13 protein-coding genes and 1 pseudogene are annotated in these 15,986 nt (G+C 68.9%); 8 read left to right on the top strand and 6 right to left on the bottom strand.

The window, feature by feature from the left end; genetic code table 11:
• Position 1: 1 nt before the first annotated feature.
• From SD455_RS05840 to SD455_RS05855, 4 genes are all read left to right on the top strand, one after another.
• Complete coding sequence (locus SD455_RS05840; RefSeq protein ID WP_445507520.1) at positions 2-919, top strand: dihydrodipicolinate synthase family protein; 918 nt, start codon at positions 2-4, stop codon at positions 917-919.
• Positions 919-1,917: an ROK family protein gene (locus SD455_RS05845; RefSeq protein WP_445507521.1), complete on the top strand. Its 999-nt coding sequence runs from the start codon at positions 919-921 to the stop codon at positions 1,915-1,917. Before SD455_RS05840 ends, SD455_RS05845 begins: the two co-directional genes overlap by 1 nt.
• Positions 1,914-2,609: an N-acetylmannosamine-6-phosphate 2-epimerase gene (locus tag SD455_RS05850; protein ID WP_445507522.1), complete on the top strand. Its 696-nt coding sequence runs from the start codon at positions 1,914-1,916 to the stop codon at positions 2,607-2,609. Before SD455_RS05845 ends, SD455_RS05850 begins: the two co-directional genes overlap by 4 nt.
• 610 nt (positions 2,610-3,219) lie before the next feature.
• Positions 3,220-5,112: an exo-alpha-sialidase gene (locus SD455_RS05855; RefSeq protein ID WP_445507523.1), complete on the top strand. Its 1,893-nt coding sequence runs from the start codon at positions 3,220-3,222 to the stop codon at positions 5,110-5,112.
• A 234-nt stretch (positions 5,113-5,346) separates the two neighbouring features.
• Here SD455_RS05855 and SD455_RS05860 read toward each other — a convergent pair.
• Positions 5,347-5,697 (bottom strand): annotated as a pseudogene (locus tag SD455_RS05860) (transposase); the annotation flags it as partial.
• Between the two features lie 176 nt (positions 5,698-5,873).
• On the opposite strand from SD455_RS05860, the gene SD455_RS05865 reads away from it, so the two are divergent.
• Complete coding sequence (locus SD455_RS05865) at positions 5,874-6,755, top strand: hypothetical protein (protein WP_445507524.1); 882 nt, start codon at positions 5,874-5,876, stop codon at positions 6,753-6,755.
• A gap of 35 nt (positions 6,756-6,790) precedes the next feature.
• Here the strand turns inward: SD455_RS05865 and SD455_RS05870 are convergent, their stop codons facing one another.
• Together SD455_RS05870 and SD455_RS05875 are read right to left on the bottom strand one after the other, a co-directional pair.
• Positions 6,791-7,894, bottom strand: a complete 1,104-nt coding sequence (locus tag SD455_RS05870) for a CPBP family intramembrane glutamic endopeptidase (protein WP_445507525.1) — start codon at positions 7,892-7,894, stop codon at positions 6,791-6,793.
• A gap of 139 nt (positions 7,895-8,033) precedes the next feature.
• The gene (locus SD455_RS05875) at positions 8,034-8,819 is read right to left on the bottom strand and encodes a methyltransferase domain-containing protein (RefSeq protein WP_445507526.1); all 786 of its coding nucleotides are present in this window, start codon (positions 8,817-8,819) and stop codon (positions 8,034-8,036) included.
• A gap of 162 nt (positions 8,820-8,981) precedes the next feature.
• Here SD455_RS05875 and SD455_RS05880 point away from each other — a divergent pair, with 162 nt between their 5' ends.
• Positions 8,982-10,481: a hypothetical protein gene (locus SD455_RS05880; protein ID WP_445507527.1), complete on the top strand. Its 1,500-nt coding sequence runs from the start codon at positions 8,982-8,984 to the stop codon at positions 10,479-10,481.
• Positions 10,482-10,852: 371 nt separating this feature from the next.
• Here the strand turns inward: SD455_RS05880 and SD455_RS05885 are convergent, their stop codons facing one another.
• The 3 genes from SD455_RS05885 to SD455_RS05895 are packed head-to-tail and all read right to left on the bottom strand — an operon-like array spanning position 10,853 to position 13,301.
• On the bottom strand, positions 10,853-11,926 hold the full coding sequence (locus SD455_RS05885; protein ID WP_445507528.1) for an NAD(P)H-dependent flavin oxidoreductase: 1,074 nt from the start codon (positions 11,924-11,926) through the stop codon (positions 10,853-10,855).
• 20 nt (positions 11,927-11,946) lie between these two features.
• On the bottom strand, positions 11,947-12,867 hold the full coding sequence (locus SD455_RS05890; protein WP_445507529.1) for a DMT family transporter: 921 nt from the start codon (positions 12,865-12,867) through the stop codon (positions 11,947-11,949).
• 59 nt (positions 12,868-12,926) lie between these two features.
• Entirely contained in the window at positions 12,927-13,301 is a 375-nt protein-coding gene (locus tag SD455_RS05895; protein ID WP_445507530.1) for a metal-sensitive transcriptional regulator, read from the bottom strand.
• Positions 13,302-13,413: 112 nt separating this feature from the next.
• On the opposite strand from SD455_RS05895, the gene SD455_RS05900 reads away from it, so the two are divergent.
• Together SD455_RS05900 and SD455_RS05905 are read left to right on the top strand one after the other, a co-directional pair.
• Positions 13,414-13,635, top strand: a complete 222-nt coding sequence (locus SD455_RS05900; protein WP_445507531.1) for a heavy-metal-associated domain-containing protein — start codon at positions 13,414-13,416, stop codon at positions 13,633-13,635.
• Positions 13,632-15,986 carry a heavy metal translocating P-type ATPase gene (locus SD455_RS05905; protein WP_445507532.1) on the top strand — a complete coding sequence of 785 codons (2,355 nt, stop codon included), beginning with the start codon at positions 13,632-13,634 and terminating at the stop codon, positions 15,984-15,986. Before SD455_RS05900 ends, SD455_RS05905 begins: the two co-directional genes overlap by 4 nt.

Here is a 15,986-nt window from a genome sequence, read left to right on the forward strand (position 1 = left end):
CATGGACAGAACATTCACCGGTGTCATCCCGCCGGTCATCACGCCGCTCACCGCTGACGGCGAGTTCGACGTCGTATCGTTCACCCGCGTCGTGGATCGGCTCATCGATGCCGGAGTCGACGGACTCTTCCTGCTCGGGTCCTCGGGGGAGGTCGTCTTCTCCACGGACGAGCGACGCCGCCAGATCCTGGAGACCGGGGTCGAAGTCGTCGCTGGTCGGGTTCCGGTCCTCGCCGGGGTGATTGAGACTCAGACCGAACGAGTCGTCGAGCAGGCGCGCATGGCTCAGGCAGTCGGAGTCGACGCTCTGGTCGCGACGGCGCCCTTCTATGCGCTCGGAGGGCCGGAGGTCGTCGAGCGTCACTTCCGGGTGCTCCGGAGCCGGGTGGACCTGCCCCTCTTCGCCTACGACATTCCGGTGTGTGTGCACACCAAGCTCGACGGGCAGATGCTGCTGCGCCTGGGGCGCGAGGGGATCATCGATGGTGTCAAGGACTCCTCAGGCGACGATGTCAGCTTCCGGCAGCTCATCCGCGCCAACACGGCTGCGGGAAGCCCTTTGGTCCTGCTGACCGGCCATGAGGTGGTGGTCGACGGGGCGTACCTGGCAGGCGCCCACGGCGCTGTTCCGGGGTTGGCCAACGTGGCACCGGAGCCTTATGTGAAGCAGTGGCGGGCGGCTCAGTCCGGGGACTGGGATGCTGTGCGTGAGGTCCAAGACCACCTGGCGGATCTGATGACCATCGTGTCGGTGACCTCCGGCGTGAGCGGCTATGGGGCAGGCGTCGGGGCCTTCAAGACTGCGCTGTCCCTCATGGGCGTGATCACGAGCAACCAGGTCACTGAGCCGGTCTCTGCTCTCGAAGGGCAGAACGTCGAGGCCATTGCCGGTGTGCTGAGGGCTCAGGGCCTGCTCTGATGGGCTCGCCAGACACTGTGGAGTCTTTTCCGACGGGGGCCCGGCTGATCTGCCTAGACATCGGTGGCACAGCGATCCGAGGCGGTGTGGCGACCATCGCCGCCGGAGCCGTGCCGCAGATCGGGCTCCGGCGCCGCGACTTGACCCATGCCGCGCAGGGCGGTGCCGCGGTTCTGCGCCGCGCTGTCCAGATGGTTTCCGCTGTGCTCGCTGAGGTCCCCGAGGCGATAGGCGTGGCAGTGTCCAGCGCCGGAGTGATCGACGACGCCACGGGACAGGTCGTCTCAGCCACTGAGCTGATCCCCGGGTGGACCGGGGTCGAGCTTGGCGCTGCCCTGCGGCGGGAGACCGGGTTGCGTTGCACGGTCCTCAACGACGTCCATGCCCACGCCCTGGGCGAGGTCCGTGTGGGGGCCGGCGAAGGCTGCAGCTCCGCACTGGTGGTGGCCGTGGGCACGGGAGTGGGTGGCGCGCTCATCCATCAGGGCGCACCGGTTCGGGGTGCCGGTGGCCTGGCCGGGCACGTCGGGCACATGCACCACAGTGCGGCCCGCCAGGTGGTGTGCTCCTGCGGCAGGACCGGGCACCTGGAGTCCGTGGCCTCCGGGAGTGGGATCGCGAGCCGCTATGCCGCCCGGCGGCTTCCGAGTGATCCTGAGGCCGCTGACGCCGCGGAGGTCGCCGCTGTCGCGGCCGACGTCGAGGGGACGGCTCGCCGGACGCTCATCACTGCTGGGACCGCACTGGGTGAGTGTCTCGGGTCCCTGGCGAACGCCTGGGACCCCGAGCGGATCATCCTCACCGGATCCGTGACCGGGGCGGGAGGCCTCTGGTGGCACGCTGTGCGCCGCGGGTACGCCGCCACAGCGATGGACCCGCTGCGGCATCGTGCGTTGTTTCGCGGCGCCCTGGGTGACGATGCTCCCCTGCTGGGAGCCGCGACCATGCACGAGATGGCCATCCGTTCAGAGACGACCAGCAACAGGAGAAGTACATGAGCACTTCCGTCCGGGACGGGTCCCGCAGCGCGATCGTGGAGGCGCTGCGTGGGCAGCTGATCGTCTCCTGTCAGGCATATCCCGGGGAGCCCATGCGGACGCCGGACACCATGGCTCGGGTGGCTCTGGCCGCCGAGGCCGGGGGAGCGGCCGGCATACGATGCCAGGGGCTGGCGGACATCTCCGCCATCCGGGGGCAGGTGGGAGTTCCGGTGATCGGGCTCTGGAAGGACGGCCGGGGCGACGTCGTCATCACGCCGACGCTGCGGCATGCGAGGGCCTGCCTGTCCGCGGGTGCTGACGTCGTCGCGCTCGACGCCACAGGGCGTCCCCGCCCCGATGGCCTGGACTTCGCCCAGACCGTGGGCCAGCTGCATCAGGAGGGGGCTGTGGTGATGGCCGACTGCGGTTCCGCCGCCGATGCTGAACGAGCTGTCGACGCCGGCGCCGCTCTGCTCTCCACCACGCTGGCCGGATACACCGGAGAGCGGCCGAAGGGCTCGGGTCCTGACCTGGAGCTGTTGGCAGAGATCGTACGATCCCATCCCGATGTTCCGGTGGTGGCCGAAGGCAGGATCCGGACGCCCGCTGAAGCCGCGGAGGCGTTGGCCTTGGGTGCTTGGGCCGTGGTCGTCGGGACGGCGATCACGCATCCGACGTCACTCACCGCTCGGTTCCGCGGCGCTCTCTGACGTCAGGGCTTCGTCTTCTCGTGGGTGTGCTCGGAACGGTCATGAAACAACATGCACCGGGGTAGGGCCGACCGAGCGTGCGATAGGCGCAGGGTTCGCCCGACCGTCACGCATCACTCGAGGGGCGATTTCGGTGACAGTGGTGGCTGCGCACTCTTCACGGATCTCCGCGGTCTCCACGTCAGAGACATCTGCCGCAGCAGACAACACCATCTCGAAGGTGCTGGCGCGGTCGATCGATCTCGCCCGGCGTGTCCGAGGGCCGGGGCGGCTCCGATGCTGAACCTGGTTCCTGACACTGACGGAATGTCCTGTGGGGGTCGACCCGCCGTCCGCGGCTCGACACGTCGGCGACCGGTCGGTGGACCGAGGCGAAATCGGCCTGGCGCAACCATGTGCTCAGGCGCCCCGCAAGGGTCCCGAAGTCCTCGGCGATCTCGGCGAGGGTGAGTCTGGGACTACGCCGTGGGGTCGTCCAGGCCACGTCGACTCGACACTCTTCTGGGGTAGGGCTTGAGCCTACTGGTGATGTGTTGCATATCACAAGGAGTCGTCGTAATGTTCACAGCAGACATCTAACGTCTGATGTCTGACCTAGAGAGGATGACTTGTGAATTCACGACGGAGAACGCCGCGCATCGCGGGCCGCTGGCTGGCGGTCGCCGCCGCGGCCACGATGCTGGTCCCCATGCATGCCGCGCATGCCGCCCACACGGAAGCCGAGTCCGACCACGACGCCACGCCTTTCTGGGGCGGTCAGCCGATGTATGAGGAGCAGGACCTCGCCGTGGCCGGGGATGGCGGCTTCCCCAACTACCGCATCCCTGCGCTCGCCGTGACCAACGAGGGCACGATCCTGGCCTCTTACGACGGGCGGCCCACGGCGGCCGACTCGCCGGGCCCCAACTCGATCCTGCAGCGTCGCTCCGACGACGGCGGCCAGACCTGGCAGGAGCAGACCTTCATCCGCGAAGGCGACACCGAGGCACCCATAGAGGGCTACTCCGACCCCAGCTACGTCGTGGACCGTGAGACCGGGGACATCTTCAACTTCCACGTGTTCTCGCAGGACCAGGGGTTCTTCGGATCCCAGCCTGGGGTGGATCCCGAAGATCGCAACGTGATCCACGCCAATGTGAGCGTCTCCAGCGACGACGGTGAGACCTGGGAACACCGGACGATCACCGAGGACATCACCAACGACCTTGACTGGAGGTCACGATTCGCCTCGGCGGGGCAGGGCATCCAGCTGAAGTACGGCCCGCATGCGGGCCGCCTGATCCAGCAGTACACCATCATCAATGGAGACGAAGAGTTCCAGGCGATCTCCATCTACTCGGACGACCACGGCGAGACCTGGCAGGCCGGCGAGCCGGTGGGCGTCGGTATGGACGAGAACAAGACGGTCGAACTCTCCGACGGGCGCGTCATGCTCAATTCGCGGGACTCTCACAATTCCGGGTTCCGCAAGGTGGCGATCAGCGAAGACGGAGGAGTCACCTACGGTGAGGTGACCCTGGACCGGGATCTGCCCGACCCGACGAACAACGCCTCCATCCTGCGGGCCTTCCCGAACGCCGAGGAGGGCAGCGACCGGGCGAAGGTGCTGCTGTTCTCCAACGCGGCGAGCCAGTCGGGCCGCACCAACGGAACTGTGCGTGCCAGCTGCGACGACGGCGAGACCTGGCCTGTCTCCAAGGTGTTCCAGCCCGGAGCGATGTCCTACTCCACACTGGCGACCCTGCCCAACGGCAATGTCGGTCTGCTCTATGAGCCGAGCTTCGACTCCATCCGCTACGCAGAGTTCAACCTCGCCTGGCTCGAAGGGTTGTGCGCCCCGCTGACGGCTGAGGACCTCACCGTCGAGCGCGGCGATTCTGGTACTGCCATCGTCGGTGTGGAGCACCAGCTCGGCCCGGCGATCCGCGGTGTCGAGGTGGATGCCGAGGCCCCCGACGGCTGGGACGTCACTGTCGAAGGTGCTCCGTCTCGGCTGACACCGGGCGGCTCCGCTGAGTTCACCGTCGACGTCGACGTTCCACCGACCGCCTCCGGTGGAACCCACCGGATCCCGCTGACGATGACCGACGCGAACGGACGCAGTTCGCAGGGCACGCTCGTCGTGAACGTCCCACGGCTGGAGGATGAGGTCGACGGCCTGATCACTGTCACCGGCGGAACCCTGGTGGGCCCCCAGGAGGAGCCTTACGAGGTGGGCGATCGACTCACGTTCACCTACGACATCGCCAACGTCTCGGAGGCGACCACCACCGTGGTCGCCAGCGGAAACCTTCGGGACCTCGATCCTGAGCAAGACGTCCGGAACTGCCGCTGGCGGAACCTGGAAGGTGGCGCCTCCTACACCTGCGGCTTCCCCTATCACACGGTGACCCAGGAGGATCTGGACCGCGGCTCCTTCGTCCCCACCACCACGTGGACCTCCACGTCGGGGGGTGAGGTCACCACCATCGAGCACGAGGGCCCCGCTGTGGAGCTTCCGTGAAGTAGTCCACCCACCGATGCTGAGCGGAGGGGGCTGAGGGTGACCGGGGCCGGTCGACGCACCGCGCACGCGAGTGTCGGCCGGCCCTTCCTCCTGTGATGGTCGTCGCTCAGGCGCTGAGCGCGTGATGCTGCGGCGGGTGCCTGAGCAGTGGGCGCGGGATCAGGCCAGGATCATCCTTGAGCGGGTGAGCAACGTGTTCGAGATCCTCAGGGTTTTGGACAGCCAGGTCTGGGACTTGACCTGGATCCCGAGGATCGCGCGGTGCCCGTCAGCATTGAACACGGTGGCGACCAGGCCGTGAACTTGCGCTGCCAGGCTGCTCTCGCGGACTGTGAGCACCAGAGCGTCCGCGGCGACGAACGTGGATGAGGACAGGCGAAGGTATGGGGTCCGGTGTCCAAAGGGCCGACGAGCTTGTCCATCCGCGGGGTCGAGCCCCCCGAGCAGGCCGCATCAGCATCGGCAGCAAGCAAGGCGCTGATGAACTGCTGGAGCAGTTCGCGCACCAGAGTCGGGTCGGCCTGAGGGTGCTGTTCCTCCCACAAGGCGGGCAGGGTCGATACTGGAAGGAGCGGCGGTCATCCTCGTGGCCTTCTGCGAGAGTGCTGTGAGAGGTCCGGGCCCTCCCGGTGGCGTCCGGCGATTGTTAGGGTCAGCATCAGCAGGCCGGTGACGACGCCGCGTCAGGGTGGGCACGGTGCCGGCGTGGGAGCGAGCACGCATCGCAGAGACGATGGCTGAGAAGGAAGGGCAGGCTCATGCACGGACAGGGTATGGACCGGCAGAGGACGCAGCAGGACGGAACGGTGCTGGAGGAGACGGACATGTTCGCAGCCCGGACGATGGCCGTCCGGACTGCCGGGGCGCTGTCGGTGGCCGCGCTGATGCTCACCGGCTGCGTGACGTTGGGGGACGAGCAGGCCACCGACGTCGACGTGGAGGAGCCGGATGACGACGTCGACCATGACGTCGACGGGCTCGACGACGATGAAGACGACGAAGACGACGACGATGACGACGATGACGACGACGACGATGACGACGAGGCTGACGACGGCGACGGTCCGGCGATCGAGCAGGACATCCTCGCCGGCTACCTCGAGGCGTCCGCACTTCCCGACGGCTGGAGCTACCACGAGGGGCCGACTCCGTTCCTGACGGAGATCGAGCCGGGCGAGGAGGTCATCACCTATGACTTCGAGCTGGACTGGTCCGGCTATGACGTCGACGAGGACTGCGCGGAGGCGCTCGACGACATCGACGACACGACGGCGATCGCCACCGGTTCCGGGGAGGCCGTGGTCTACGACGACGGCCTCGGGACCATCGAGGTGGACATCTTCACCTCGGACCGCAGCCTGAACCTGGTGGAGCCTTACGGCGCCCTGCCCGGGGCCTGCCCCGAGTTGGAGTCCGACGACGGCGACGAGGTCTCTCTCGAGGAGTGGGGCCTGGACGACGTCGGTGGCTTCTGGGCGGACGAGGTCTATTCGGGGCAGGAGATGCAGTCCGGGCTAGCGGTGTGGGACGGCGACGGAGTCCACTTCTCCATGTTCCTCGAGGACCTCGAGAGCAAGGAGGCGGCCGAGGAGTACATCGAGGCCCAGATCGAAGCCCTCGAGGAGATCAACTTCCGCTGACCGGCCCTGCGTGACCGGTGGTGGTCAGGGCCTGCTCAGATGCCTGCCGGGGCGAAGCTGCGGCGGCGGGTCAGCAGCAGCACGCCCAGCAGGGCGGCCGGCAGCAGCCAGCCGGACCAGCCCTGCAGGGTGGCCTGCCGGAAGTCGAGCTGTTCGCCGAAGGAGGTGAACCAGTAGGCCAGGATCGTCGCCGCGGTGATCATCGACTGGGCGAATGCGGCCGGCCAGACGGATCCTGAGCGCATGCGCAGCCAGGCCAGGATCCCGCCGATGATGATGCAGAAGACGATCATCAGCCCCATGGCTTGGAAGACATCGGCCTGGTCGTAGAAGAAGCCGACGGCCAGCAGCGGGGCGTACCAGAGTCCGTTGGCCGCCCCGGTGATCAGCACCGCGCGAGTGGTGCCCCAGCGCAGCTGCGCCCGGGGGAAGAACCAGCCGCGCCAGCCGATCTCGGCGCCCACATGCAGGAAGACGAAGCCGATGGCGGCGGCGAAGATGATCCCGGCCTCCACCATCAGGCCGGTGGCGATGAACTCCGTGGGGTCGTGGCCCAGACGCTGGCCCAGGTCCTGCACGAAGACCGGCATGGACGGGTCGAAGGCGTAGACCCCCAGCAGACCGCCGATGGGCAGGGTGGCCATGCTGAACGCGAAGAACAGCAGGAGGCCCAACACCGACCAGCTGATCAGTCGAGACACCGGACGCAGCGGTGTGATGCCGAGCGCGTCGGTCACCGTCTGCGGCCGCAGGCGAGTGGTGATGTCGACGTCGGCCGCTGAGTCGTGCTCAGCGTCGTGCTCAGCGTCGGCGTCGGGCTCGGCCTCACGCGTCCGCGCCAAGTGGCCGTAGAGCACCTGGGCGGGCTGGCGCCGTTCCATCACGTGGACGGCCACGGCTGCCAGTGCGGGGCTGAGCATGAACAGGTTGAAGAAGATGTCCAGCGGTGCGGCGTGCCGGTCCGGCGCCTCCATCAGCACCAGGGGCAGGCCGATGAGCCAACCCAGGGCCAGAGCCAGGATCAGATAGGTGCTCATGATCACCAGCGGGGTGCGCGGAGTGGCCGGGGCGGTGCGTACAGGCGCGCCGTCGGACGGCTCCTGGGCTGCCGGTCGGGTGTCAGGGGAGTGCTGCGACATGGGAGGCCTCACTGGTCTCACGGTCAGGGGAAGTTCCGGTCCAGCCCCCGATGATACGTGGTCTGGCTTGACGTCCTGACCGAGACGCAGAAGGCCTGCGCGGCCGCGCCCGGGAGCCCGAGCGCGGCCGCGACGCACATCACTGCGCTGGGCGACGAGCGATGAAGAACAGGCGACGGAACGGCAGGACCGTGCCGAGCGAGGTCTGCGGGTACGCCTCGCGCAGAGCGGCCTTGTACTCCTTGGTGAACCGGCTCAGCTCGGGCTCTGGGAGGGCCTGGAGCACCGGGCGCGCGGCCGCCGCGGAGATCCACTGGAAGACCGGGTCCTCGCCCTGCAGCACATGGTGGTAGCGGGTCTCCCAGGCTTCCACCTCCCAGCCGGGGCGGGCGACGTCGAGCATGTAGTCGGTCAGCGCGTGGGTCGGCTGGAGCAGGGAGTCCTGGTCGATGTGGGCGGCATAGGGTTCGCGGGAGGCGAAGTCGGCCAGCAGGGCGTGGCTGGGGGCGCTGAAGTTCCCCGGGATCTGGACCGCCAGCGCACCGCCGGGGGCGACCATGTCGAGGATGTGAGGCAGCACGTCCCGATGGTCGGGGAGCCACTGCAGGGCCGCGTTGGAGACCACCAGGTCCACCGGCTCCGGCACTTCCAGGTTCCGGATGTCCGAGCGGATGTAGCTGATGCGGTCGTCGTCGGTGGCCTCGCGGGCGCGGTCGAGCATCTCCGCGCTGGAGTCGACGCCGGTGATGGACGCGTGCGGCCACATGCCGCGCAGCACGGGCATGCCGTTTCCGGGGCCGCAGCCCAGGTCCAGGATGGTCCCCGCCTGGGGGAGGCGAACGCGCTGGAGGACGTCGATGAAGGGCTGCGTGCGCTCGGACGCGTAGGTCAGATACGCGCCCGGATTCCACTGGGTACTGGGCATGGCTGTCATTCTATGGACGCGGGTGACCGGGGCCGAGGGGTCGGGACACATTCCGACACCTGATGTGCACGCTCGGAGCATGCCGGCGGTGCACTGTCACGTCGTCGTCACAAACTGCGAACGGTTTGCATCTATTGCGAGTGATTCCTGATAATGATTCGCATGAATAGGAATGCAGTCACTCTCAGCTCCCTGGCCATGGCTTCGGCGCTCGTCCTGTCCGCCTGCGGCGACGACGGCGCCGCCAGCGACGAGGAGGAGCTGGACACCGCCGCGCAGACCGAGGAGACCGACGCCGGCGACGGGGAGGGTGCGCAGGAGGAGGACTCCGAGGAGGAGCGCGTCGAGCCGTCGGACCGGGAGACCCATGAGGCCGGCGGGCCGACGACTCGTCTGGCCGTGACCCATGACGGCGGGGTCGCCGTGCTCGACGGGGCGACCTTGGAGGTCCTCGGGGACTTCGACGCCGAGGGCTTCGTGCGCGTCAACGCCGCCGGAGACGGGCGCCACTTCTTCCTGACCGAAGGTGAGACGTTCCGCCTGCTCGACGGCGGCACCTGGGGTGCTCCGCACGGCGATCACAACCACTACTACACGACAGACCCGCTGCTGACGGAGATCACGGTCGACGGTCCCGAGCCTGGCCACGTGGTGGCCCACGACGGCGTCGGGGCCCTGTTCTTCGACGGCAACGGCGAGATCCACAGCTACGACCTGGGTAGCCTCGACGCCGAGTCCGAGATCGAGGCGGAGGTGGCCGAGACCGAGGAGGCGCACCACGGTGTCGCCGTGGTCAACGCCGACGGTTCCCGCTTCGAGACTCTGGCGGACCGCAACGGCGCCCGCTTCCTCGACGCCGACGGCGAGGAGGTCGCCCGTAGCGAGGAGTGCCCGGGGGTCCACGGTGAGGCTGCGCTTCCGGACCACACCATCGCTGTGGGCTGCGAGGACGGTGTTCTGCTGTTCGACGGCGAGGAGTTCACCAAGGTCGAGGCCGGCGAGGACTTCGCACGGATCGGCAACCTCTTCCCCCACGATGACTCCCCGGTGCTGCTGGGCGACTACCTGCTGGATGAGGACCGCGAGGAGCCCATGACGGAGGTGGCTCTGGTCAACTCCGAGACTGAGGAGATCGTGCTGGGCGACGTCGGGGTCGCCTACAACTTCCGGTCCTTGGCTCGGGGCCCCGAGGGCGAGGCCCTGGTGATGGCCGAAGACGGGCAGCTGCACGTCCTCGACGAGGAGACCGGTGAGCCCATCGACCACCTCCAGATCATGGACGAGTGGACCGAGCCGGAGGAGTGGCAGGAGCCGCGACCGGCCATCCGCGTGGTGGACGACATCGCCTACATCACCGAACCGGACACTCAGACGATCCACATGGTGGACCTGAACGAGCTGGAGATCATCCACGAGGCTGAGCTGGACTTCGCGCCGAACGAGATCGCCGCGGTGGACGGCCGTCCGGTGCAGGGTGTGTCCGACGACTTCGAGGGCGAGCACGACGGCGACGAGGACGACCACGAGGGTCACGACCATGGCGACGAGGACCATGGCGACGAGGACCATGGCGACGAGGATGACCACGACCACGATCACGATGACGATGACGATGATCATGACGACCATGATCACGATGATGAGGACGATCACGACCACTGAGTCGGGCGTCCCTGATGGGCTCGGGTGGTTCTGCCAGACCCGACACCGCTGACGGTGTCACGGACAGCGTCAGCGGACTCCTCCTGGCAGGTGCGAGATGGGGTGGTGCTGTCGCCGCCGGAGATTCTTGGGCGGATCTTCGGGCATGACGGCGCAGCGCATGACACCCCTGGCAAGGTAGGTGGGCGGCGGCCCGGTGACAGAGCATCAGCTCTGGGCCGGGCCGCCGTTCTGTCTGCAGGCCCCGGCCGGCCCCGAAGATCGTCTCTGCGTGAGAGATCGTCGTCGAATAGAGAGACGATTTCTCAGGTGCAGACGATCCACAGGCGGGGAGGCAGGCGGAAGCCCGTCGCGGACGTCAGTTCCGCAGGTCAGGGCGTGAGGCGGGCGACGACGTCGGCGGCAGACTCCTCCCGGCAGGCATCGGTCCGGGTGCCGGCCCACAGGCTGAGGTGCTCCGCATCGCCGGCGGCCGCCGCGGCCGCGCGCAGCGGGGCGGTGAGCTGGTTCACCTGCGGATACCCCGGCACCGCCTGTCCGTCCATGTCCTCGATGAACCGATTGCGCAGTCCCCGTGCCGGCCGGCCAGAGAATGCCCGGGTCACCACCGTCTCCCGGCGCGCCGGATCCAGCACCGCCTCCCGATGGGGCGCGCGCGTCCCCGCCTCGGCTGCCGTGAGGAACTGGGTCCCCACCTGCACCGCGCGAGCGCCCGCATCACACAGGGCGGCCACGTCCTGAGCGGTCCCGACCCCTCCGGCGCCGATCAGCGGGAGGCCCGCCGAACCGCCGTCGGCCAGCGCGCGGCGCACAGTGCGCAGCAGATCGGCCGTGTCGATCCGCTCGGGCTCGTCATGCATGTCCAGCACTGACCGGTGTCCGCCCGCCTGCTGCCCCTGCACCACCAGGCCGTCCGGCTCCAGTGCGGCAGCGCGCAGCGCACCGGGGAGGTCAGCCACGGTGATCACGACGGCGGAGCCCGCCTGCTGCAGGTGTCGCACCACCTCGGCCGACGGTAGGCCGAAGGTGAAGGAGACGGCGGCGACGGGGCGGGTGACCAGCAGCTCGACCTTGGCGGGGAAGTCGTCGTCGGACCAGGCGGGCACCTCGGGGACCTGTGTGCCGAGGGTGACGGCCACCGGATGCAGTGCGGCACGGTAGGCCTCCAGGGCGACGGCGTCGGCCGTGTCCGGGTCGGGGACGAACAGGTTCACCCCGATCGGCAGGGAACCGTCCGGTGGGGCAGAGGAGCCGAGGAGCTCCCCGGTGGCGTCCAGCTGGGCGGCCAGCGCGGCGGCGGTGAGATTGCCGCCGGCCACCTGGCCGAAGGCGCCGGCGCGGTGCACGGCGGCGACCAGGGCAGGCGTCGTCGGGCCGCCGGCCATCGGGGCCTGCAGGATGGGGGTGCGCAGTTGGCCCAGCAGCTGCTCGAGTCGGGTGCTCATGCCGACGAGGCTACTCCCGTTCAGGTCTGATCCACCGCAGATGACCGCCGCGCCCGCTGCAGCCGATGCGAGGCGAGGGAGGCCCACCAGGCGCCGAGGATGATCACCGCGCAGCCGATCAGCTGGACCGGGGAGGGAGCCTCGCGCAGCAGCACTGCCGCCAGCCCCAGGGCGAAGACGCCGGGAAGCAGCAGCAGAGTGGAGGTCGCGGTCTCGGAGATGCCGGTCATGCCCACGTTGAGGCACCAGAACACGACCACCTGGCCCACGAACGCCAGGGCCAGCAGCTGGCCCCACGTGCCGGGTTCGGTGGGCCAGTGGGCGCCCCCGGTGACCGCAGCCCCGACGCCGGCGGCGAATCCTGCCGCGAGGCACACCAGGGCCAGGACGGTGAACGGCGCAGGTTTGGTGGTGGCGGGCGCCGTGCGGCGGATGACCGCCAGGTAGATCGCATAGGCGGTGCCGGCGGCCAGCCCGGCCAGCACTCCGCCCAGCTGGACGCCGCCGACGTCGAAGGTTCCGGCGGTCATCACCACCCCGGTGAGCATCAGCGGGATGATCACGGCCAGCTGCTTCATGGGCCGGGTGCGCTCCACCAGCCAGGCGATCAGCGGCAGTGCGACCAGCTGGATGTTGAGCAGCACGGTGGCGATGCCGGGACCCACCAGCCCGATGGACGTGTTCCAGAAGCTGTAGTCGATCCCCAGGGCGAGGCCGGCGATCAGCGCGCCGATCACCGTACGTCGGGGCAGTGACGCGGCCCGGTCCACGCGACGCAGCTCCCACAGCACCATGGGCAGCAGCATCGGCACGGCCAGGAAGCAGCGCAGAGCGGCGATGACCAGCGGATCAGCGGGGATGGTGGAGATCAGCAGCGAGGTCCCGCCGAGGGCGGAGGTTCCGGCCAGGAGCAGCAGCGTGCCCTTCAGCGGAGTCACCATGCGGTCAGTGTGGCACAGGACCGCTGGTGCGATTCAGCGCCGTGTCCGGGCGTGGCGACTCAGGACTTGACCAGGCGTCGGATGGCGTCGGAGGCCTCCTTGAGCTTCTCCTCGCCTTCAGCGCCCCCGTCGGCCACGGCGTCGGCCACACAGTGCTTCAGGTGGTCGTCCAGCAGGGCCAGCCCCACGTTCTCCAGGGCGGAGGTCATGGCGCTGATCTGGGTGAGGATGTCGATGCAGTAGGTGTCGTCCTCGATCATCCGGTGGATGCCCCGAGCCTGACCTTCGATGCGCCGCAGCCGGGAGAGGTATCGGGCTTTGTCGGACATGTATCCGTGGTGGGTGTGCTCGGCGCGCTCGCTGGGCTCGGGCGCCGCAGCGCCGTCGCTGCCCGCTGTGCCCTCACTGGGGGCGGCCGTCGTCGTCTCGCTCATCGGTCATGGCCTCCTTATGTGATGAAGTGTACCGGAGAGGGGTATGCAGATGTACCCCCTAGGGGTATAGTGGACGGCATCGGATGATCAGTCGATCCTACGGAGGAGCATCATGACCACCACTCTGCACTACACCGTCACCGGCATGACCTGCGCGCACTGCGAGAAGGCCGTCCGTGAGGAGGTCGAGGCCCTCGACGGTGTCCAGGGCGTCGAGGTCAGCGCCGCCGACGGCGCGCTGCGTCTGACCTCCGAGGTCCCGGAGCGGATCTCCGACGACGCCGTCATCGCTGCCGTGGACGAGGCCGGATATGAGGCGGTGCGCGCCTCATGAGCACCTCCACCGGACCAGCGCGCAGCGCACCGACGGACAGGGCGGACAGGACGGACGTCGTGGACGGCGTCGAGCGCCTGGAGCTGGAGATCGGCGGGATGACCTGCGCCTCCTGCGCGAACCGCGTGGAGAAGCGGCTCAATCGGCTCGACGGCGTGACCGCCTCGGTCAACTACGCCACCGAGAAGGCCTGGGTCAGCGCCGAGGACGTCGGGGACCGCCAGGAATTCGTCCAGACCCTCATCGCCGCCGTCGAGAAGACCGGCTACACCGCCGAGCTTCCCGAGGACGACGAGGCCGAAGAGGACGAGCGCGCGGACCGTGAGCTCCGCGGGCTGAAGCGCCGCCTGGTGGCTGCCGCCGTGCTCAGCGCGCCCGTGGTGGTCTGGGCGATGGTTCCGGTCACCCAGTTCGACGGCTGGGGCTGGGCGTCCCTGGTGCTGAGCCTGCCGGTGGTGCTCTGGGCCGGCTGGCCGTTCCACCGGGCCGCGGCCCTCAATGCGCGGCACGGGATGGCCACCATGGACACGCTCATCTCCTTGGGAACCCTGGCTGCCCTGATCTGGTCGCTCTACGCGCTGATCTTCGGCACCGCCGGAGACCCCGGGATGCGCCACGAGTTCAATCTCTTCCCCGAGCACGTCGACGGCGCAGCCAACATCTATCTGGAAGTCGCCACTGCCGTGACGGCCTTCCTGCTGCTGGGCCGCTACCTGGAGAAGCGTTCGAAGCGGCAGGCCGGGGCCGCCTTGCGCTCACTGCTGCGTATGGGGGCCAAGGAGGTCTCGGTGCTGCGCGAGGGTCAGGAGGTCCGCATCCCGGTGGAGCGGCTCAGCGTCGGGGACGAATTCGTGGTCCGGCCCGGTGAGAAGGTCGCCACCGACGGGGAGATCGTCCGGGGCGTCTCGGCAGTGGACATGTCGATGCTCACCGGTGAGTCCATCCCGGTGGAGGTCTCTCCGGGCAGCTCGGTGGCCGGGGCGACCGTGAACACCTCCGGGCGCCTGGTGGTGCGGGCCACCCGTATCGGATCCGACACCCAGCTGGCCCAGATGGCACGCCTGGTGGAGGAGGCGCAGTCCGGCAAGGCGGAGGTGCAGCGGCTGGCCGACCGCATCTCCGGGATCTTCGTGCCGGTGGTGCTGGTGATCGCCGTGGTCACCCTGCTGGCGTGGCTGCTGCTCGGGCACCCGGTGGAGGCCGGGTTCACCGCCGCCGTCGCCGTGCTGATCATCGCCTGCCCCTGTGCCCTGGGGCTGGCCACTCCCACCGCGCTGCTGGTCGGCACCGGCCGGGGTGCCCAGATGGGGATCCTCATCAAGGGGCCCGAGGTCCTGGAGTCCTCGCGGACCGTCGACGCTGTGGTGCTGGACAAGACCGGCACCGTCACCACGGGTACGATGCGGTTGACAGCCGTCCATGCTGAGGGCGGAGCGGCTCATCCGGGGGAGCCCGGAGCGGCATCGGAGAACGACGGCGACCGGCTCCTCCTGCGCCTGGCCGGCGCCCTGGAGTCCTACTCCGAGCATCCCATCGCCCGCGCGGTCACGGCGGCCGCCCGGGAGACCCACGGGGAGCGGGACGGCTCCCTGCCGGAGGTCGAGGACTTCCGGAGCCATCAGGGTCGCGGCGTCTCCGGACGGGTCGAGGGGCGCGACGTCTCGGTCGGGCGGCGCAGCTTCCTCTCCGAGCAGGACGTGGAGCTGCCCCAGGAGGTCCTGGCGATGTGCCGCAGCGTCGAGCGCCAGGGGCGCACGCCTGTGCTGGTCGCCGTCGACGGTGCCTTCGCAGGAGTGCTGATCGTCGCCGACGCGGTCAAGGAGACCTCGGCGGAGGCGGTCTCCCAGCTGCAGGATCTGGGGCTGACTCCCGTTCTGCTGACCGGGGACAACACGGGCACCGCCGAGCGTGTGGCCGAGGAGGTCGGCATTGCGGACGTCGTCGCCGAGGCCCTGCCCGAGGACAAGGTCGACGCCGTGAAGCGCCTGCAGGAACAGGGGCGCACGGTGGCGATGGTCGGTGACGGGGTCAACGACGCCGCGGCGCTGGCACAGGCCGATCTCGGCATCGCCATGGGCACCGGCACCGACGTAGCGATCGACGCCGCGGACATCACCATCATCCGGGGAGACCTGCGCAGTGTGGCCGACGCCGTGCGGCTGTCCCGGAAGACGTTCACCACGATCCGCTCGAATCTGTTCTGGGCGTTCCTGTACAACACGGCGGCGATTCCGCTGGCCGCGCTCGGGCTGCTGAACCCGATGCTCGCCGGGGCGGCGATGGTGCTCTCCTCGCTGTCCGTGGTCGGCAACAGCCTCCGGCTGCGCGGCTTCCGCGCCCGGGCGCGGTGA

This window comes from Nesterenkonia sp. K-15-9-6 (genome assembly GCF_052656005.1).